The organism is Natrinema sp. H-ect4 (assembly GCF_041894845.1).
In the GTDB taxonomy this organism is placed as follows: Archaea; Halobacteriota; Halobacteria; order Halobacteriales; family Natrialbaceae; genus Natrinema.
The window spans coordinates 117,614-136,819 of record NZ_JBHDYC010000004.1; the positions used below are offsets into that span (position 1 = coordinate 117,614).

At 64.9% G+C, this 19,206-nt stretch carries 21 protein-coding genes; 9 read left to right on the forward strand and 12 right to left on the reverse strand.

The features are described 5' to 3' along the window. Positions 1-20: 20 nt before the first annotated feature. Together ACEWFR_RS07565 and ACEWFR_RS07570 are read left to right on the forward strand one after the other, a co-directional pair. Positions 21-1,073 carry a PGF-CTERM sorting domain-containing protein gene (locus ACEWFR_RS07565; protein WP_374060449.1) on the forward strand — a complete coding sequence of 351 codons (1,053 nt, stop codon included), beginning with the start codon at positions 21-23 and terminating at the stop codon, positions 1,071-1,073. Beyond that, positions 1,070-1,429: a hypothetical protein gene (locus tag ACEWFR_RS07570; RefSeq protein WP_374060450.1), complete on the forward strand. Its 360-nt coding sequence runs from the start codon at positions 1,070-1,072 to the stop codon at positions 1,427-1,429. The genes ACEWFR_RS07565 and ACEWFR_RS07570 overlap by 4 nt, the downstream gene beginning before the upstream one ends. Positions 1,430-1,594: 165 nt before the next feature. On the opposite strand, the gene citZ is transcribed toward ACEWFR_RS07570, so the two are convergent. Next, complete coding sequence (gene citZ / locus ACEWFR_RS07575; RefSeq protein ID WP_374060451.1) at positions 1,595-2,743, reverse strand: citrate synthase; 1,149 nt, start codon at positions 2,741-2,743, stop codon at positions 1,595-1,597. Positions 2,744-3,143: 400 nt separating this feature from the next. On the opposite strand from citZ, the gene ACEWFR_RS07580 reads away from it, so the two are divergent. Then, positions 3,144-4,352 (forward strand): MFS transporter, encoded by a 1,209-nt coding sequence (locus ACEWFR_RS07580; protein ID WP_374060452.1) that lies wholly within the window; start codon positions 3,144-3,146, stop codon positions 4,350-4,352. Between the two features lie 35 nt (positions 4,353-4,387). Here the strand turns inward: ACEWFR_RS07580 and ACEWFR_RS07585 are convergent, their stop codons facing one another. Together ACEWFR_RS07585 and ACEWFR_RS07590 are read right to left on the reverse strand one after the other, a co-directional pair. Further along, on the reverse strand, positions 4,388-4,762 hold the full coding sequence (locus tag ACEWFR_RS07585; RefSeq protein ID WP_374060453.1) for a VOC family protein: 375 nt from the start codon (positions 4,760-4,762) through the stop codon (positions 4,388-4,390). An 88-nt stretch (positions 4,763-4,850) separates the two neighbouring features. After that, positions 4,851-5,513, reverse strand: coding sequence for a helix-turn-helix domain-containing protein (locus ACEWFR_RS07590; protein ID WP_374060454.1), 663 nt, complete (start codon positions 5,511-5,513; stop codon positions 4,851-4,853). A 283-nt stretch (positions 5,514-5,796) separates the two neighbouring features. Between ACEWFR_RS07590 and ACEWFR_RS07595 the strand changes: the two genes are divergently transcribed. Then, positions 5,797-5,991, forward strand: coding sequence for a cold-shock protein (locus ACEWFR_RS07595; RefSeq protein ID WP_098725595.1), 195 nt, complete (start codon positions 5,797-5,799; stop codon positions 5,989-5,991). 207 nt (positions 5,992-6,198) lie between these two features. Here ACEWFR_RS07595 and sepF read toward each other — a convergent pair whose 3' ends face one another. Then, a complete protein-coding gene (gene sepF, locus ACEWFR_RS07600) occupies positions 6,199-6,561 on the reverse strand; it encodes a cell division protein SepF (RefSeq protein ID WP_098725594.1) in 363 nt (120 codons plus the stop codon). A gap of 129 nt (positions 6,562-6,690) precedes the next feature. Between sepF and ACEWFR_RS07605 the strand changes: the two genes are divergently transcribed. After that, complete coding sequence (locus ACEWFR_RS07605) at positions 6,691-7,455, forward strand: DUF1028 domain-containing protein (protein WP_374060455.1); 765 nt, start codon at positions 6,691-6,693, stop codon at positions 7,453-7,455. A gap of 54 nt (positions 7,456-7,509) precedes the next feature. On the opposite strand, the gene ACEWFR_RS07610 is transcribed toward ACEWFR_RS07605, so the two are convergent. Next, positions 7,510-7,959: a cyclic nucleotide-binding/CBS domain-containing protein gene (locus ACEWFR_RS07610; protein ID WP_374060456.1), complete on the reverse strand. Its 450-nt coding sequence runs from the start codon at positions 7,957-7,959 to the stop codon at positions 7,510-7,512. Positions 7,960-8,244: 285 nt separating this feature from the next. Then, positions 8,245-8,724: an RNA-binding protein gene (locus ACEWFR_RS07615; RefSeq protein WP_374060457.1), complete on the reverse strand. Its 480-nt coding sequence runs from the start codon at positions 8,722-8,724 to the stop codon at positions 8,245-8,247. 165 nt (positions 8,725-8,889) lie between these two features. Here ACEWFR_RS07615 and ACEWFR_RS07620 point away from each other — a divergent pair, with 165 nt between their 5' ends. Beyond that, positions 8,890-9,183, forward strand: a complete 294-nt coding sequence (locus ACEWFR_RS07620) for a hypothetical protein (protein ID WP_098725589.1) — start codon at positions 8,890-8,892, stop codon at positions 9,181-9,183. Positions 9,184-9,248: 65 nt separating this feature from the next. Here ACEWFR_RS07620 and ACEWFR_RS07625 read toward each other — a convergent pair whose 3' ends face one another. Continuing rightward, the gene (locus tag ACEWFR_RS07625; protein WP_374060458.1) at positions 9,249-9,893 is read right to left on the reverse strand and encodes a helix-turn-helix domain-containing protein; all 645 of its coding nucleotides are present in this window, start codon (positions 9,891-9,893) and stop codon (positions 9,249-9,251) included. 85 nt (positions 9,894-9,978) lie between these two features. On the opposite strand from ACEWFR_RS07625, the gene ACEWFR_RS07630 reads away from it, so the two are divergent. After that, positions 9,979-10,884, forward strand: a complete 906-nt coding sequence (locus ACEWFR_RS07630) for an alpha/beta fold hydrolase (RefSeq protein WP_374060459.1) — start codon at positions 9,979-9,981, stop codon at positions 10,882-10,884. Positions 10,885-10,983: 99 nt separating this feature from the next. Continuing rightward, positions 10,984-12,285 carry an RNB domain-containing ribonuclease gene (locus ACEWFR_RS07635; protein WP_374060460.1) on the forward strand — a complete coding sequence of 434 codons (1,302 nt, stop codon included), beginning with the start codon at positions 10,984-10,986 and terminating at the stop codon, positions 12,283-12,285. A 283-nt stretch (positions 12,286-12,568) separates the two neighbouring features. Here ACEWFR_RS07635 and ACEWFR_RS07640 read toward each other — a convergent pair whose 3' ends face one another. The 4 genes from ACEWFR_RS07640 to ACEWFR_RS07655 form a co-directional block, all read right to left on the reverse strand. Beyond that, positions 12,569-13,351, reverse strand: a complete 783-nt coding sequence (locus ACEWFR_RS07640; RefSeq protein ID WP_374060461.1) for an alpha/beta fold hydrolase — start codon at positions 13,349-13,351, stop codon at positions 12,569-12,571. Between the two features lie 105 nt (positions 13,352-13,456). Further along, on the reverse strand, positions 13,457-14,014 hold the full coding sequence (locus ACEWFR_RS07645) for an N-acetyltransferase family protein (RefSeq protein WP_374060462.1): 558 nt from the start codon (positions 14,012-14,014) through the stop codon (positions 13,457-13,459). 132 nt (positions 14,015-14,146) lie between these two features. Next, positions 14,147-15,682 carry an FAD-dependent oxidoreductase gene (locus tag ACEWFR_RS07650; protein WP_374060463.1) on the reverse strand — a complete coding sequence of 512 codons (1,536 nt, stop codon included), beginning with the start codon at positions 15,680-15,682 and terminating at the stop codon, positions 14,147-14,149. An 88-nt stretch (positions 15,683-15,770) separates the two neighbouring features. Further along, a complete protein-coding gene (locus ACEWFR_RS07655) occupies positions 15,771-16,994 on the reverse strand; it encodes a hypothetical protein (protein WP_374060464.1) in 1,224 nt (407 codons plus the stop codon). 169 nt (positions 16,995-17,163) lie between these two features. On the opposite strand from ACEWFR_RS07655, the gene ACEWFR_RS07660 reads away from it, so the two are divergent. Further along, on the forward strand, positions 17,164-17,814 hold the full coding sequence (locus tag ACEWFR_RS07660; RefSeq protein ID WP_374060465.1) for a lysostaphin resistance A-like protein: 651 nt from the start codon (positions 17,164-17,166) through the stop codon (positions 17,812-17,814). A 108-nt stretch (positions 17,815-17,922) separates the two neighbouring features. Here the strand turns inward: ACEWFR_RS07660 and kdgK1 are convergent, their stop codons facing one another. Beyond that, a complete protein-coding gene (gene kdgK1, locus ACEWFR_RS07665) occupies positions 17,923-18,876 on the reverse strand; it encodes a bifunctional 2-dehydro-3-deoxygluconokinase/2-dehydro-3-deoxygalactonokinase (RefSeq protein ID WP_374060466.1) in 954 nt (317 codons plus the stop codon). Positions 18,877-19,206: the final 330 nt, after the last annotated feature.

A 19,206-nucleotide genomic window follows, 5' to 3' on the forward strand; every position in this document is an offset into this window, starting at 1 on the left:
ACCGATTGGTGGGTTCTGACATGAACCGCGAGTCCCTCCTGGCCGTCGCGACGCTCGTGGTCGTGATCGGGGCGTTCACGACCCTCGCGCTCGCCGGCGCGGTGTCCGATCCCGGCGCGTCCGAGACGGCCGGCGCCGTCGAGGACGCCGGTCGCGTTTCGCTGACGGAAATAACGATCAGTGCCGACGAGGTCACCGGTGGGACGGCAACGCTCGCCGTCGACACCTACCTCGAGCACCGCGGCGGCCCCGTCAGGAACGTCACCGTCGTCCATCGGGCGACCGATACGAAGACCGGTCTCGTCGAGGACACGACCGAACGTGACGTCGAGACGCTGACCGACGAATCCGAAGTCGTCGTCTCGGGGACGGTCGATGTCCCTCGAGAGAGTAGCTACGAGATCGAGACGTTCGTCTATCGGGACGGAACGCGCACCGAGTCCGCCAGCCACACCGTCGACGGCGTCGACGCGCTTACGCCCGCCTACGCCGACACCGACGTCGAGTTCCACCGTTTCGGCGGCGACTCGGGCGGGAGTCTCGCGGACGTCCCCGCGGTCGGCTACTCCATCGAATCGTCGACTGCCGACGCGGCGACGCTGGCCGTCCAGAGTTACCTCACCAACACGGGCGACGACGCCGAAGCGGACCTCGAACTCGAGGTGAGCGCTCGCCAGTCGGGTTCGAACGTCGTCGCCGACTCCGCGACTGCCGAGCTATCGACGATCGAATCCGGAACAACTGCGTCGCCGACCGTCGATCTCGAGGTTCCCCAGGAGTACGACTACTACCTCGATGCAGTCCTCTGGCGGGACGGTACCATCGTCGGTACCTACCGCGCAGTCGCCAACCTCGGGCCGGGCTCGCTGTCCGTCGACGAATCGGTCAGCGAAAACGGTCTCGAAGTGAGCGATTTCACCAGTAACTCGGACAGCGCCGCAGACGACGGACGCGCCGGGTCCGACGGCGACGCGAGCGATGACTCGAGTGCGGACGGGACACCCGGCTTCGGGGTCGCCGTCACCGCCGCTGCTCTGCTCGCGGCGATCGCGCTCGCACGGAGGTTCCAATGACTGAAACACCGACACAGACCCAGACCGAGACATCGAACGAGCCAGACGAAACGATCGACCAGCCGGACCAGCAAACGGATGTGTCTCCGACGGCTGGATCGGCCCCCACCACCGGGTTCGACCTCGGCTCCAATACGATGGCACGCTATATCGCCTGGGGCGCGCTCGGTATCTGCTCACTGCTGGCCGTCTTCGCTCTGATCCAGTTCTACGGCAGCGTTACCGACGCTATCGATCTCTGGGTCGACCCGAAGTATCAGCCACTGATCCGCGCCGCGTTCAATCTCGCTGTCCTGCTGACGTCACTGATCGGCGTGTCGTTGCTGGCTCGAGAGTTGAATTACAGCGGCGACTGAACGATGAGACTCGCCGCGACCGCAGACTACAACCGGGTTACGCGAGCCTACCGAGTCGATTGCGAGCGACGACGGACTCGCGCGGCGCGGAGCGGCGGCAGTCAACCCCATCGCTACCGATCGGGGAGAGCGGTGCGAAACGGAAACCGACGGGCTCGAGTGTAGTTATCGCTCTTCGAGCGGGACGAACTCCTGATCTTTCGGCCCGGTGTAGCGGGCTCGCGGGCGAATGAGTCGGTTGTCATCCTGGTACTCGAGGACGTGAGCGATCCAGCCGCCGGCGCGGCTCATGGCGAAGATGGGGGTGTACATGTCGATCGGGATGCCGAGCTGGTAGTAGACGGAGCCGGAGTAGAAGTCGACGTTCGGGGCGATCCCCTTCTCGCCGAGTCCCTTCTCCTCGGTGAGGTACTGCTCGATGGTGGTGGTGTAGTTGTACCACTTGTCCTCGCCGTTTTCGGCGAGTTCCTTGCTGCGTTCCTGGAGTATCTTCGCGCGCGGGTCCTTGACGTTGTAGACGCGGTGGCCGAACCCGGGGATGCGACGGCCCTGCTCGGTGGCCTGTTCGACCCACTCGCGGTGGTCGAGGTCGCTCTCGTCGATCTCGATAAGGACTTCCATGACGTCCTGATTCGCGCCGCCGTGGAGCGGCCCCGAGAGGGCGCTGATGCCGCCGGTGACGGCGCTGTAGATGTCGGCCATCGTCGAGCCGATGACCATCGAGGTGAACGTCGAGGCGTTCAGGCCGTGGTCCGCGTGGAGGATGAGCGCCTGATCGAAGGTCTCGGCGGCGATGTCGTCAGGCTCCTCGCCGGTCAGCATGTAGAGGAAGTTCGCGGCGAGACCCAGATTCGGGTTGGGATCGACGGGCTCCTCGCCGAGACGGTAGCGCTCGAACGCTGCGAGCGCGGTCGGGATCTTGGCGGTGATCCGACGCCCCTTCCGGAGCGTCGCATCGAGATCGTCGGGGTCGGCCTCGTCTTCGGGTTCGTAGGCCGAGAACATCGAAACCGCAGTCCGCAGCGCGGCCATGGGCTGCTCGTCGGCCGCGGCGAGCTTCTCCATCGTCGCGAGGACGTCGTCGTCGACCTCGCGTTCGTCCATGAGCGCGGCCGTAAACGGCTCGAGCTCGTCCTCGGACGGCAGATGACCGTTCCAGAGCAAGTAGAGCACTTCCTCGTAGCTCGCACCGCGAGCGAGGTCCTCGATCGTGTAGCCGCGGTAGATCAGTCGACCGACATCGCCGTCGATCGAACTGAGTCCCGATTCGGCGACCAACACACCCTCGAGCCCTTTCTTGAGGTCGTCAGACATACTCAGGGATTTCGGACCCCAATGGAAAAGTATTATCGTTTATCGGGTGACGGCAGTCGACACACCGAATGTCCGTATTTTGCCGGTTTTACGACTACAGACGAACACTCGTTTCGTGATCAAACGAACAGTCAGTCAGTCGATTCCCGGGCAGATTACTATAATCGTCTTTCGTGATAGGGCAGTCACGAGTCCGAATCGGGTACGGCGACGGATATTCATCGAAGATCGTCCGTGTTCTCACCTCGACAAACGGCTCGTTTTGGAGCCGATGGAGAAGAGTTCGAGAGCGATGTCGTCGTGAGAGTGTGACTCGAGCCGATCGCCGGGACTCGAGTCGATTGAACCACTATCCGTCGTCGCCACCCTTTTTGAAGCGCTTTTCGAAGAACGACCGGTGATGGATCGGTCGTACTGGCGAACGGTGTCGCTCGTGACGCTGTGGCAGGTTTCGGCGAGCATCTGCTACTACACGATCTTCGCCGCGACGCCGTTGTTCCGGGACGAGTTCGGACTGTCCCGGTTCGCGGTCGGACTCGTGGTGACGACGCTCACTCTCGGCTACGCCGTCTTCCTGTTGCCGCTGGGTGCGCTGACTGATCGGTTCGGCGAACGGCTGACGCTGACGCTCGGCCTCGTCGGTCTCGCGACGGGCAGTCTCCTGGTCGCGGGCGCACCGACGTACGCCCTGTTGCTCGCGGCGGTATTCGTCCTCGGATCACTGTATGGGACCGCGATCCCCGGGACGAACAAGGCGGTCTTCGACCGGATCGAGCCGGGCCGCCAGAACCTCGCGATGGGGATCAAGCAGGTCGGCGTCACCGGGGGGAGCGGTATCAGCGCCCTCCTGGTCACCGGTCTCGCGGGAGCGCTCTTCCCCAGAGCCGGCTTTCTCGTCGCCGCGGGAGTCGGCGCGGTCGTCGCCGTCGTGTTCTACGTCAGCTACTCGAGTGACGGCGGTAGCGGCGTGGCCGACTATCCCGACTTCGGCGCGTTGCTCTCGAACCGGCCGTACGTCGTGTTGACGACCGCCGGCCTCTTTCTCGGGGCGGCCCTCTTCACGACCACCGGCTACACGGTCCTCTACGTCGAGGAGTCCATCGGCGCGTCCGTCGCGTTCGGCGGCGTCGTCCTCGCGCTCGTCCAGTTGTTCGGGAGCGTCGGCCGCGTGCTGACCGGCTGGCTGAGCGACGTCCTCCCGGGAGCGCCCCGCGTCAGGATCGGATCGCTGCTCGTCGCCCAGTCGCTGGGCAGCGCCGTCATGTTCGTCGTCGTCGCGTCGACGACCACCGAACGCGGTGTCGCGATCGCGTTCGCCGTTCTCGGCTTCTTCGTGCTCGGCTACACGGGCGTCTACTACTCCGTCATGGCGACGCTGGTCAGCGCGGACGAGATGGGCGGCGCAACCGCGGGCGGCCAGCTCGCGCTCACCAGCGGTGCGCTCGTCGCACCGCCAGTCTTTGGCTATCTCGCCGATACGGTCGGCTACCGTGCGTCGTGGCTCTTTCTGGCCGCTCTCGTCACCGTCGCGGCCGGACTCCTCGTCCAAGTCGTCCGCACGGAGCCATCGATCATGGAGTCCGCCGCGGCCGACGTCTCCGAGAAGTAGACGCTCGAGCGGGATGCGGCCAGTGGGGCGCCGGCCTACTCGAGTTCTTCGACGAGTTCGACGACGTAGCCGTCGGGGTCCTCGATAAACGCGACGCGGACCCCGATGTCGTCCATCGTCGTCGGCTCCGTCTGGACTGGCGGATCCGTCCGCTCGAGCACTCGCTCGAACGTCTCGTCGGTGCTGTCGACGCCGAGCGCGACGTGGGCCATCGTCCCCGAATCGATCTCCGGCCCGCCCGCGGGATCGTACTTGAACTGGAACTCCCCGTTCTCGCCGCCGATGTAGACGTTTTCGACGCCGTCGTCGGCGGTAAAGGACCAGTTCTCTGTCAGTCCGAGCCCGTCGATGTAGAACTCGCGCGTCCGCTCGAGATCGGATACCCACACCGCGGTATGAATAACGTCCATACCCGGGCACACGCGGCCGGTCATCAAAGAGGTACTGGGACCGAGACGACGCGAGCGGAGACCGTCGACAGGGTCGGTCGGACGAAGCTCACTGCCGGTCGCGGTCCGCCTCGAGGATCGCATCCATCAACTTCGTCTGCGCGGCCGCGAGGTGCTCGGTGAAGGTCGATCGGGCGACGCCGAGTTCCTCGGCCACGTCGGTCGCGTTCGCGCCCTTTGGATAGTCGAAGTAGCCCATCTCGTGGGCCGTCTCTAGAATCTCCCGCTGGCGAGTCGTGAGTTCATCTCGGTTGACGACGACCGGATCGGCGGAAACCTCATCGTGGTCCTGCGAGAGTTCTTCGACCAGAACGCCGTCGAAATGCGCCCGCAACTCGTCGACGATCTCGGCGACCTCGGTAAGTTCGAGCGTGCGAAACGAGAGCAGCAGTTCGCCGTCCTGGGCGCGGACCGACGAGACCGGCGTCCCCGTCGTCTCGACGATTTCGCAGGCACAGTCGGCAGCCTCGTCGCGTTCGAATCGGTAGATCGCCTCTCGATCGTTGGACTGGATCGGCGTCACCTCGACGTCGAAATCCCCGTCGACCGAGGCCTCCGGCGAGACACCGAACTCTTCGACGATCGTCCCCTCGGCTGTCGGCTGCGACGACCGGGAGACGGAATCGACCTGCTCGTCGGTAGCCCCGGAGACATCGGCGACCGGACAGCCCGCCGGATCGTGGACGACGACCGTCGCGCGAAAGCCCGTCATACTCCGTACGACGTCCGCACGCGTGATAACCGGGACCGGGAATTCCCATCGAGTGGAAATATAGTAGCCACTGAAGCGATGTACACATCGATCGCATAGCTGTCGTGCGATCAGGTGTGCAATGACGTTCAGTGGCTACTATACCTCGAGCGCCGTCCATGGCTCTCAAGACCCACACAGACGATCGGAATCGAACGGAAACGGTCCGTTCGCCCGTTTCAATGGTCGTGGTACCACGACTCTCGGAAGTGTTATCCCCGGGCCGGTCTTACGTATGGTTGTAATGGCAGAAGGTAAGGTTGATTTCTTCAACGACACAGGCGGCTACGGTTTCATTGAGACGGACGACGAGGACGACGACGTTTTCTTCCACATGGAGGATGTTGGCGGTCCGGATCTCGAAGAAGGCACGGAAATTGAATTCGATATCGAACAGGCCCCCAAGGGCCCCCGCGCGACGAACGTCACGCGCAAGTAACCGACGTCGCGTCGGGCGACGCTGAACGAACATTTTTATCGACGACCCGAACCAGTAGTGCGATCGCTGACCTCACAGCTGCTCACGAGAGACTACCAGCGAGGCAACTGAGCGATGGCAACCGCGGAGAACGCGAACGAGTGGGTTCGACTCGAGAGTAGTCGCAGTGCCGAAAACAGGACGTAATTCGTTGTCCAGTAGCCGACTTTAGAGCTTCTGGCCCAGTTTTTCGCGGCTGATGTGGATGCCCGTCGGCGTGATGATCATCTGATCCTCTCCCTTCCGGACGATGTCGCCGTCGACCTCCTGGGCGACCTGCCGCAGTTCGTCCACGATGTGTTCGACGGTGCTGTCCTCGGTCCGCAGACGCGTGATATCCGCGATGACGATATCGCCGTCATAGACGGCGTCTTTGATATCGATCGCGTCGGCCTTCGTGCCGACCTCCGCGATGTGTACCTGCATCGTCGCCTCGGCCGACCCCATGGAGGCGTCCTCGAGGTCCAATTCGGCGTAGTCCTCGACGGTTCGGGACTGGTTCCCGCCGAGAATTTTGCTCATCAATCCCATACCGGAGAGAGTCCGTCGCCGTCTGTATAGTTCTTACGTCAGACGTGACCGTTCGCTTGCCGGAAACGCGCCGCGGTGTCGTCTCGCTCACAGTTGCTTTTTTATTTCTTGACGAAGCGCGTGTAATCGATGACGTTCAGCATCTGCGTCTCCGAAGCCTACGATACCGACGACGGGGAACGCCACCGCCGGTTCGGCGTCGCGGTCACGACGCGACTCCCTGGCGTGGGAACGCTCTGTCCGTTCGTGAGCGAACGCGCTGCCGTCGCGACCCAGAGCCTGGTCAACGTCGAACTCGGCGAACGCGGGATTGACTACGCTGACGACGGCCTCGCCCTCGACGACGCGCTCGAGGCCCTGCTCAACGCCGACGACGGCGCGTCCCAGCGGCAGGTACACGGTGTCGACAGCGAGACGACGTTCGCCTTCTCGGGCGAGGAGTGTGTCAAGTGGTACGGCCACCGCGAGGGCGACCATTACACCGTCGCTGGGAACATGCTGACCGGAGAAGACGTCCTTGAGGCGGCCACTGACGCCTACGAGGCGACCGCAGTCCACGACACCGTGGATCCGTCGACCGGCCCGACGGCCGTCACCGAGGACGTCGACACCGATCCCCTCGCGAAGCGGTTGATCGACGCGCTGGCAGCCGGTGACCGCGAAGGCGGGGACAAGCGCGAGGAACTGCCGGTCCAGAGCGCGGCGGTCGTCGTCGAGACGACCGAAGACCACGACCTCGAGCCGCCGTACAACGACCTGCGGATCGACGCGACCGAGACGCCGATCGCGGATCTCCGCGAGACGTACGAGCTCGCACAACGGGGCTACCGGGACACCCTCGCGCAGTACGAGGGGGCGTTCGAAGCGGATTCGCTGGAGGAGGCTGCGGACTGACTCGTCCCACGATGTCAGTCGTGAGGCTGCGTGCGCTTCGAGCGGTGACGGCGGTCAGTCGGTCGCAGTGAGTTCCTGCCCGTCGGCCGCCTCGAGGCGCATCGGCTCGTCTTCCCACTCGATCTCGAGGCGGTGTCGCGGAAGGTAGGGAGCCAGGGTCCGCGCCGAAAGCACCCCGCGGTAGATGCCGTCGCTGACGACGGGGAGCTGTTTGACACCGTTCGTTCGCATCGTTTCGGCGGCCTCGGTCAGCGTCGCGGCCGGCGATATCGTCGTCACCGGTGCTGACATAATCTCCCGCACGGCCGGCCGATCATCCGTTTCCGCGACCAATGCCACGATGTCCGACTCGGTGACGATGCCGACGACGGACTCGTCCTCGAGGACGGTGAGTGCGGGCACGTCGGTCCGGCGGAGGTACTGAGCCGCTTCGGAGACCGGCGTTTCGGTGGTGAGTGGTGGCGGCGACCGGACGTCGACTGATTCGACGGTCGTTTCGATCATTGCTGACTCGTGGTACCACGAACCACTATTTAGAAATAGTGGACATACGTCCTATATAGACTAGTATTGCTAGTACAATAGTGCCGAGGACGCGAAGTTCGAGAAATGAATGGATACTTTTCTGCGTCGATCGACACTGTACCGGAGACAACCACTGCTGTGGGTCGGGGCGATAGCTGAGGCGGTCGGCCGTCACTGTGTCCTGGCACACCTGCATGGCAGGCCGCAGACACGCCGAAACTGACTGCCAGTCGTCCGTCTGCGGCGATGGGTGTCCGAATACGACTATCCGGTGAACTCGTAGAGTTCGTCGCCGACGTGGTGAAGCGAGTCCACCACTTTTCCGTCGTCGCCGACCATGTCCGCGCCGTCGACGCGGGCGCGGCCGACCGCGAGCACCTTCCCGTGGGACTCCTCGGCGATGACGACCAGATCGTCCGGCGAGATGTCGTCGGTTGCTTCCGTGATCCCGGGTCGCATCACGTCCGCGCCGTCGCTGACGAACGAGACGGCACCCGCGTCGACGGTCACCAGTCGCTTCTCGGGCTCGTAGGCGTTGGCCCCCCTGACCGTCAGAAACGGTTCCTCGTCGAAGTACGCGACCCGTGGCTCGCCGTCGATGAGGACGACCTCCCAGTCGGTTTCCTCGAACTCAACGCGCTCGTATGCATCGCCCTCGGACGAGACGCCGAGTTGGTCCTCGAGCGTCTCCTCGAGATCGGACACCGCGTCGCTGCGGAGGTGGTGTCGGGACTTGACCTGCATACCCGTGCTACCGCCCGTACGCATTTAATAGATAAGATTCGAAGTCGCGGATCGGGTCACAGACTTCGAGGCGCGTGATCGGTTCCGGTAGCTCGGCTGCCCTGACCGTCCGGTCGGGTACAACGTGTGCCAATCGCTAAGTGGACCCGCGCCGTCAGGCCGACCATGTGGCCCTCTCGGACCCGCACGGAGACGGTGACCTGTCTTGCCTGTGGCACCGAGCGCCCGCGCGACGAGGCCCGCGAGTACGACAAATACGGCGACCGCTGGGACCGCGACGACAAGACGTTCGAACACCTCTGTAAGTCCTGTCACCGCGACCTTTGTCACCACCCGCGCGACGAACTCGAGGCGCTGTTAGTGGATCTCGAGGCCGGAGCAACCGACCGGGAGCGATTCCTCTCGCGGTATCTGCAGACCGTCGAGGAGCGATACGGTGCGCTCGAGGAAGAGTCCTGAGCCGACTCGTTGACAGGCTCGAACGGCAGTCGCTGCCGGCTTCCGGCGCTCGCAGCGTGTCGGTGCTATCGGGATTCGGTCGCCCTCGCTACGAGTTCGGCTTCGGCTTTCCGCAACAGCTCGCCGGCCGTGCTACTGGCGCACTCGAGTTCGTCGGCGACCGCTTCGACGGTTCCGGACCGCGGAATCTCGTAATAGCCGACGGCGACCGCGGCGTCGAGCGCCGCTTGCTGTCGACTCGTCACCGCGGTCGCCGACGGCTGGCGATCGAACTCGTCCACTCGTTCAATCGTTCCCTCGACCAGATCAGTGAGTTCAATATAAAATGCCGTCAGCGCATCGGACTGTCCGACGGCCTCGAACTGTACCCGTCCGGTGTCGCGAAACGTGACCGGCGGCAGGAACACGACTCCCGAGTCGGCGACGAGGTCCAGAATTGACTCCGCGAACTCGTAAGCCGTCTGGTGAACGAACGCGTACGTTCCGTCGGCGCTCTCGACGAGTTCCGTCGTTTCGATACTCTCGACGGCGGTCAACAGATCAGCGACGGCGTCGCGGTCCCCGTCACACCAGAGCAGCGTCGTCACGGTTCCCATCGGACCCCACATTAGTAGCTCCACCCGCGAGACGTCGTCCGACGACACGAGGCGGCGATGCAGCGGATGAGCGATCGCGTTCGGAAACGTCGCGCTGAACGACACCCGTTTCATCGTCCGACACCGACTCCGCCAGCACTTAAAATACCGCATGGATCCGGGAGAACTCCCTCCGCAGTCCGGAACCAACGACGGCGTAGTGACTCGCGCACACTCGAATTTAGACGAAACCTCGAGCCTCGAGGAAGCCCCGTCAGCGGTCGTCACCGTCGAAGATGGGAGGGAGGTCGCGTACACCGAATACGGCGCTCCGGACGGAACGCCGCTCGTGGTCCTCCACGGCACCCCCGGATCGCGCGTCGTCGCGTGGCTCTTCGACGAGCCTGCACGGAAACACGGCGTCCGTATCCTCGCTCCGGACCGGCCGGGCTACGGACGATCGACCCCCTGGCCCGATCGAAAGCTCACTGAGAGCGGCGAGATCGTCGCAGCGGTGCTCGCGGACGCCGGCGTCGCTCGAGCCGGGATCGTCGGCTTCTCCGGCGGCGGACCGCACGCACTCGCGGTCGCAGCGACGCACGGGGAACTCGTCGAGGCGATCGATATCGTCTCCGGTGCACCGCCGCAGTCGCTCGTATCGGATCTCCCGCTCGTACAGCGGCTCCTCGGAACGCTGGCGCGGCGGGCCCCGCCGCTCCTGAAGGGGTTGCTCGGCGTTCAGACGCGGATCGTCCGCCGGACGCCGCCCGCCGTCGTCCTCTCACAGTACGCGACCGCGAGCGAACGCGCCGAGATCCCACCGGACGTGGCCGACTGCATTCGACGCGACTTCCTCGAAGCGTTCGCCAGGCACCGGGACGGATTCGTCACCGAGACGAGGTTGCTCGCGGATGAATGGGGATTTTCGCCGGCAGCGGTCGACCACACGGTTCGCCTCTGGCACGGCAACGCCGACGCGAACGCCCCGCTCCGGGGGGCTCGACGACTCAGCGATGAGCTACCGAACGGTGAGCTGACCGTTCTCGAGAACGCCGGCCATCTGACCGCACTGCTCCGGAGCAGGTCACGGATCGTCCGGTCACAGCGGCGGGCCGGTGCTCGATAGTCCAGCGTCGCCATCACGACCCGAACGCTCGTCGATCCGACGACGCTGCGCTTGGTCAATCCCGACACGACTTTCACCCTCACGTTCGTAACCCTCGGTATGAGTGACGACGCACAGGCCGAGGCCGGAACGGTGGAAGGCCAGGGCCCTGTCGAAGTTTCGGAGGAGCTCGCGCGACATCTCGAGAACAAGCGCGAGGAGCTGTTCGAGAAGTTCGAGCTCCGCGACGAGTTCCCGCCCGAGGTCCTCGAGGAGGCCGAAGCCCGAACGGAGGGCGTGACGGCGGAGATCCAAGACGAGATCGACGACCGGCAGGATCTGCGCGATCTGACGACCTGGACGACGGACCCGATCGACGCCCAGGACTTCGACGACGCCATCTCGATCGAGGAACGAGACGACGAGTACGTCCTCTGGGTGCACATCGCCGACGTGACCCACTACGTCAACCCCGAGACGGCCATGTGGGACGAGGCCGTCGAACGCGGTAACACGGTCTATCTCCCCGGTTATACGGTTCACATGCTGCCGCCGGTGCTGGCCGAGACGGTCTGCTCACTGGTGCCCAACGAAGACCGGCTGGCCCACACCGTCGAGATGCACCTCGACAAGGAGAATCTGACCTACGAGAACATCGAGATCTACAAGTCGGTCATCGAGTCCGACGAGCGACTCACCTACGCGGAGGCCGAGAGTCGCCTCGAGGAGTCCGACGCGCCACTCCACGAAGAGAACACGCTGGTCTACGATCTCGCCGAGCAGATGCACGAACAGCGCAAGGAAGACGGCTCGCTCGTCTTGAATCCGAGCCGCGACCGCGCCCACACCATCATCGAGGAGTGCATGTTGAAGGCCAACAAGGCCGTTACGCACGAACTCATGTGGAATCGCGGCGTCTCTGCAATGTACCGGGTCCACCCCCAGCCCAGCCCCGACGAGTGGTCCGAGGCCCTCCGGGAGATTCAGGACTTAGACGGCGTTTCGATCCCCGGAAGCACCTGGGACGACCCGCGAAAGGCCGTCAACGCGACGCTCGAGGACGCCCCTGACCGCCAACTGGACAAGATCCAGTGGGCGGTGATGAAGGTCATGCCTCGAGCGCGGTACATGAACGACCCCTTCGGCGGCCACCACGCGTTGAACTTCGAGATCTACGGCCACTTCACGAGCCCCATCCGGCGGCTCTCCGACCTGATCAACCACTGGATCGTCTACCAGAACGACGTTCCGGAGAACCTCGTCGAACTCTGTGATCGGGCCAGCGACAAGCAGAAAGACGCCGAGCAGTGCGAGCGCGAGTACAAGACCTTCCTCCAGGAGGTTGGCCTCGATCCGATGGCGGTCAACAACCGCGGGATCGAAGTTGTAGATGACGAGGACGAGGCAGAGAAGACGCTATAACGTCCGGTAGTCGGCCTATTTTCCTGCTGCTCGATCGAACCACGTGCGGTGACGCGCGCTGTACCGCGGTTCGCTGACGACGAACCGCGGGACAATGCCGTGCGAGGGATGAGCGAGTGCAACGAGCGAATCGGCTGGGGAGGGCGTGGCGATTCCCTGTTGCCAGTTTGAGTAGTGTGCTCGAGTCGTCGATCGAGGGACGATCGAATCGTCACCAGTCACCGCTGCGCAACTGGGATTAGCACAGTCGTCAAGTGAGGGGATAAGTCAAGCCTCGTTCGATCTACAACCCCTTCCGCTCGAGGAACTCGAGCACGGCCTTCGTAAACCGCTCGTCGGGGACGGTCGTCAGGTGGTCGGCGTCGTCGACGACGACCGCCTCGCCGTTGGGAAACCCCTCCGCGAGCGGTTCGGGGTCGCCCGTAATATCGTCGTGCTCGCCAGCCACGATCACCACCGGGTGCTCGACCTGCGCGATTTCGTCCCAGTCCGCGGGCGCGGTTCGCGTCCGGGCACAGGCCGCGAGCGCCTCGAGGTCGTTGTCGGTCGTCTCGGCGAAGACCCGAAACCGCTTGCCGAGCGGGTCCGTCACGTCCGCCGAATCGTCGGCCAGCAAGCCGTCGGCGATTCGATCGCCCGCGTCGCTCGGCTCGATCGTCGCCGCCCCGATGCCGGCCAGGACGCCGGCGTTGAACCGCTCCGGATGACGATACAGCGCTTCGGTGCCTATCCGGCCGCCCATCGAATACCCCAGGAAGTCGGCGCGCTCGATCTCGAGGTGATCGAGCAGACGGACCACGTCCGCCGCCATGATGTCCGTCTCGTAGGCCGTGGGATCGTGGGGTTTCTCGCTTTCGCCGTGACCCCGACAGTCCAATGCGATCACGCGACGCCCCGCCTCGAGCAGCGTGTCGTACCACTCGCGATCGCGCCAGTTCTCGTGTCGGCTCGAGGCGAAGCCGTGGACGAGAACGATCGGTGGGGCGGCCCCGTCGTCTCCCTCGGGGACCAGGTCGTCGTATGCGAGACGAACACCGTCGGAATCGAACGTCGCTCCAGTTGGCATGAGATGTCGATACACGCATCAGATACGTAACCGTTTGGACTGGTTCGCGGAAACGCCGATGGCGTCGATCGAGCGTTGGCGGCCCGTTCAGCAACGGTGACGCGGTCACTCGTCCGGAGTCGATAGCTGCCGTTCGTAGACGTGCTCCTCGAGCCCCGCCGCCAGATCGGACGAGCGGGTCGCGACGCGGTCGAAGCCGCGGGATTCGTAGAACGAGATGCCGACCTGGTTGTCGGCGAGGACGGCCAGCCGAATCCGATCGACCGCCGTCGAGAAATCGGCCTCGAGACGCTCGAGCAACGCGGTTCCGATCCCTTCGTTCCAGTCGTCCGGTCGGACGTACAAGCGCGCAAGAAACACCACCGTGGTATCTTCCGGCCACGGAACGGCATGGGCGAAGCCGCGAGGCTCGGATCCGGGATCGGCCCCGGTAGCGGACGACTGTCCCGGCGCTCGTTCGGCGATGAGAAATGCGGCGTCCTCGCGGCCGCTGATGTCCGTGATCGTGGACTCGAGATCGCCGATCGCATACCAGTCGTCGACGACCTCGTCGACCGTCTCGGGGCCGAGAACGTCGTCGTAGGCGGCGTGCCAGCTCTCGCGTGCGATCTCGTGAACGGCCCAGACGTCGTCGATCGTCGCCCGTCGAACGACTCGAGTCACGGAAACGGCTATCACGGCAGCCGGTAAAAAGCGGTGGCCGACCGCCATCGATCCGTTACCGTCGCCGGACGCGACGAATTCGAGGGGACGACTCGAACGAGTTGCCGCTTCCCCTCGAGGAGTGTGACGTGCTTAGGGAATCATATCCGCCGAATCGGTCTCGGCGACGCAGTCCTCGCGCTCCGCCAGTTCGGCACACGCCGCTCGGAAGAGGCCGTCGAGGATTTCGGGCGTCGTCGGGTGGTAGGCCCGCTTGGGTACCTCGCGGACGTCCAGTCCCATCTCGACGACGACCTGCATCGTCTTGGCCATCACGTCGGCGTGCCGGTGGAGCCCCTGATACCCCAACACGGTACCGTCGTCGGCGCTGACGATCAGCGTCCCCCGGCCCTCGGGATGGCCTTTCGTCTCGAAGACCCCGTCCGACGACGCCTCGCGAGTGACGACGATTTCGTCCATGTGCGTCGCCGCGGCGGTCGCCGGCGTGTGTCCGATGCGGGCGAACGGGTAGACGCCCAGCCCCGAGAAGATCACGTGATGCGGGACGTTCGCGTAGGGCTCGCAGTCCTCACCTCGCCGGTGTCGGACGATGTTTTCGCCGGCCGCGAACCCCTGTTCTTTGGCGACGTGCAAGATTGGCTCGCGGCCGTTGGCGTCACCGACGACGAACGCGCGCTCGTCGTCGCGGGCCTGCATCGTCGACGTGACCCAGCTCTCCCCGGGCTCGAGTCGGGTGTTCTCGAGTCCCAGCCCGTCGAGGTTCGGCCGACGGCCGGTAAAGCAGTAGAGTTCGTCGGCTTCGACGAGTATCTCCTCGCTATCGCCCGCACGCTCGCCATCGGCTCCGCCCTCGCCGTCGTCCTCCCGTTCGCTGTCCGCTCGTTCACCGTCGGCCGTTCGTTCGGCGATCAGCCGGACGCCACCGTCGGCGGTCGCCTCGAGTCGTTTCTCGTCGGTGTTCGTCAGGACCTCGATCCCGAACTGATCGCGATAGATGTCGAGAACCGTATCGCCGTACGCGTCTTCCATCTCCTCGAGCGGACGCTCGTCGTGCTCGATCACGGTGAGGTCGACATCGCCGATCTCGCTGAGGTAGGGACCGAGTTCGAGGCTGATGTAGCCGTTGCCCAGCACGATCCCCGAGTCCGGGAACGCGGTCGCATCGAGGACGTCCGTACTGGTTCGAGTGGGGACCTCGTCGATCCCCGGCAGCTCGGGGATGTTCGGCACGGAGCCGGTCGCGACGACGACGTAGTCGGGCTCGAGCCGCCGTCCCCCCACGTCGAGCACGCGGTCGTCGACGAAGCGCGCGGTATCGCGGAGGAGTTCGACGCCGTCTCGATCGGCGAGGTCGTGGACGTGGCTCCGGCGGTGGTCGGCGAAGTTCGAGACGTGCTCGTCCTTGCGGGCGACGATTCGCTCGAGGTCGGCCTCGGGGACGCCCTCGAGCCGGTCGTCGTGACGCGCCAGATACCGGTGCTCGCCGGCCGAGAGGACGTCCTTCGACGGCATGCAGCCGCGGAGAATGCAGAGTCCGCCGCCGGGGTCGCCGTCGTCGATCAGCGTCAACTCGAGGTCGTCGGTGAATTCGTCGCGTCGCTCGTGGAGTTCGTCGGCGACGGCGACGCCAGCGCTTCCGTATGCACCGACGATCGCAACGTGGACCATAGCGGCCGTTCGGGGCCGACGCAAAAAGACGTTTGTTCGGACTGTCCGTCCTGACGGATCGAAAACGCGGAAGACCAGGGGCGGTTCGTTACCGTCGGATTCGGGCGGCGGTCCCGGTCAGCAGGGCGACCAGCGCGGCTCCGGCACCGAATCCGGGGACGCTATCGTCACCGTTGCCGCCGTCGTCATCGTCGGAATCGTTACTGTCGGAATCGGTACCGTCGGAACCATCACCGTCCGAATCGTCACCGTCGGCGCTCTGTATCGCGAGGTCTCGCTCCGAGAAGTGGTTGACCGCCACGAGCACGTCGGCCGTCGCCGAGCCGTCGCTGGACTGGGTCACCATGTAGCGGGACTGGTCGCTCCCGATACCGCCCGCGAGTTCGCTGTACGACGACGCCTCCGCGGCGGCCTCGCCGTCGACTGTCACCGCGAGGTCGTCGGCGCTCTCGGCCCCCGCAACGGCGGCCTCGGAGACACTCGTGATGACGACCGTCCCGTCGCTCTGTGCGCGTTCGACGGTCATCTCGAGGCGGTTCTGACTCTCGGCGGCGGTCTCGACGGTGATGTCCTGACCGTAGGTCGCGACGTCTGCAACGCGCTCGCCGTCGCGTTCCTCGGCGTAGACCTCGGCAGTGGCCGTGCCGTCGGCGATCAGCGATTCCTGTTCTTTCGCGGCCTCGTCGCGCTCGCCCTCGGCGTACGAGCGGAAGACGAGCGTCGAGTCGCTCTCGAGATCGGCGACGACGTTGCCATCATCGTTGACGGTCACGTCGCCGTCGCCGACGACGACGAACGCGCCGGTGCGCTCGCCGCTATCGACGACGACGCGGTCGTCGCTCTCGCTCTCGGCCGTCGCGTCGGCCGCGAGGTCCGCTTCGACGTACTGAGCCTCGTCGCCGGCATCGACGGTCAGGATCCCGCGATCGCTGTCGTGGGCCGACAGCGACGCGGAGCCGTCGGTCGTGATATCGGCTCGTGTCTCTGACTGGGCGGCGAGCTCGAGGCCGAGCCCGGAGAGGTTCACCACGGCGTCGAGCTCGGCGTTCGAGCCGAACCCGGTTCGACTCTGGTGGTCGCTCTGAGAGGCGACGCTCACGTTCTCGAACACCCGCTCGCCGTCGACGCGGTAGTCGAGGAGGGCGTTGCTCGAGGTGTCAAACGCGACGTGCGTGCCGGCGTAGGTGCTCGCGTCGGTCGCGTCGTTCTGTTGGGAGGACGATGCTGCGCTCGCACCCACGCCAGCGACGGCAAGCGGGAGGGCCGCCGTCGTGACGAGAAGGGCGAGTACGACAGCTGTGATTCGATTCATGCACTCGACGGATCGAAGCGGTGTCTAAAGGCGCTTCTGACAGAACCGTCCAACTGTCGGTGCTCATCGGTCATTTCTCGTCGGGACTGCACGGTCACCCAGCGATTGCACGGTCGCCCAGTGACCGAGGCAAACCGTTTTTGAGAGCGACGAAGACGTTCGAACTGGGATGGCGCTGCAGGTGCTCCCCGACGACGCCGATCGGCTCGCGCGGCCCGCGACGGTGATCGGATTCGTCCTCGCACTGTTCGTCCCGCCGTTGCTCTCGACGTCGGGAATCGATACCGGCCCGCTCGTCGGCAACGCGATCAAGTGGGCAATCGTCGCGATCCTGCTCGTCATCGTCGTTCGCTTCGAGTCGGACTCGCTGACGTCGATCGGATTCATTCGGCCACGGCTGCGCGACATCGGCTGGGCACTGTTCCTCATCGTCGCCGTCGTCAGCGTGTTCGCACTCACCGATCCGCTCGTCACTGCGCTAGGCCTGCCGACCGAGCAGGGGATCGCACAGCCGTCGCTCGCCGTCGGGATCGGTAGCGCCATCACCGCCGGAATCACCGAGGAGATCATGTTCCGCGGCTATCCGATCGAACGGTTGATCGACGCCGGCTACGGGCCAGTGGCAGCCGGCGGGCTCACGTGGGCGCTCTTTACCGTCGCCCACGTCGGTTCGGGATACCCGTCCGGAAACCTGCTTCAGATCGCGGTCGCGGCCCTCATCATCACCGTGGTCTACGTCCGCGTCCGCTCGCTCGTTCCCGTCATCCTGGGACACGTCGTCATCGACCTCGTCGGTGTACTCGCGTACGTCTTCAGTTGAGAGTCCGGGACCGTCCGTTGATACTCTGCAACGCCGCGCCAAAACGTCGCGAACCGCGAGCCGCCGGCCGATACCCACCCGCAGTCCCCACCCGTGACGCTGCTATCCCTATCGAGAAATCTCTTCGCCGCCGTCTTTGACGAGGCGCTCGACCTCGTCTGCCGTGACGAGTGCGACGTCGCCGGGGATCGTCCGCTTGAGCGCCGCCGTCGCCGCGGCGTACTCGAGGGCGTCCGGAACGTCGTCACCCTCGAGTCGGCGGGCGATGAACGCGCCCGTGAAGGCGTCGCCGGTGCCGATCGGGTCGACGGTGTCGGTCTCGTAGGCGTCGTGGTCGTGAACGACGCTGTCGTGCCAGCCGACCGCGCCCTCCGCGCCGCGAGTGACGACGACGGTCGTGAAGTCGTACTGCGAGCCGAGCTTGTGCGCGAGCTGGCGCGGATCGCCCTCGAACCCGAGGACGGTCCGCGCGTCGCGGGCGGCGATCACGAGGACGTCGATCCCCGGAAACAGCTTCGTGAGCGTCTCCCTGGCCTCGTCGGGCGACCAGAGCTTGCGCCGGTAGTTGAAGTCGAAGGCGGTCGTCGTCCCGCCTTTGCGGGCTGCTTTAAGGAGCTTCAACGTCGTGTCTCTGAGCGTCGAGGAGAGCGCGGGCGTGATCCCGGTAGTGAAGAAGACCTGGGCGTCCTGAATCCGGTCAATATTGAGTTCGCGAGCCTCAGCGGTCGCGACTGCGGTGTTCTCCCGGTCGTAGACCACGTTCGTCCCGCGCGGTTTGCCCGCCTGCTCGAGGTAGTAGGTCCCCTGGCGACCGCGGTGGCTCCAGACGACGTCCGTTTGGATCCCGTGGCCTCGGAGTTCGCTAACGACGCGGCGGCCAAGTGCCGTCTCGGGCACTTTGGAAAGCCAGGTCGCGTCGGCCCCCAGCCGGTTGGCCGCGATGGCTACGTTGCTCTCGGCGCCGGCGGCGCGAACCTCGAACTCGGCGGCGTTCTCGAGGCGTTCGTTGCCCGGCGGCGACAACCGGAGCATCGTCTCTCCGAAGGTGACGATATCGCTCACCGGTCGGCCCCCCGGATCGTTCGGGCGCGAACCGCGGTGTGTTCCTCGGTCATATCCCAATCAAGGGATGGCGTTGATATAAGTTATTGCGGTCTGTCAACGCAAACTTACGCTCGAGTTCGTTCGACTTCCTCCAGAAACGAAACACGGACTGATCACTTCTGGCCCATTACAGTTGTAGCCGCGGATCGGTCGGGACTGACACGATCGCACTCGGAGAGCCACGTTTCGGTTCACATCGGCCAGCCTAGCGGTGGCGTGCGCTGGGCGACGGTTCGCCGACGGCGAACCGTCTGCTCGACGACGCGCGAGGGATGAGCGAAGGAGTAA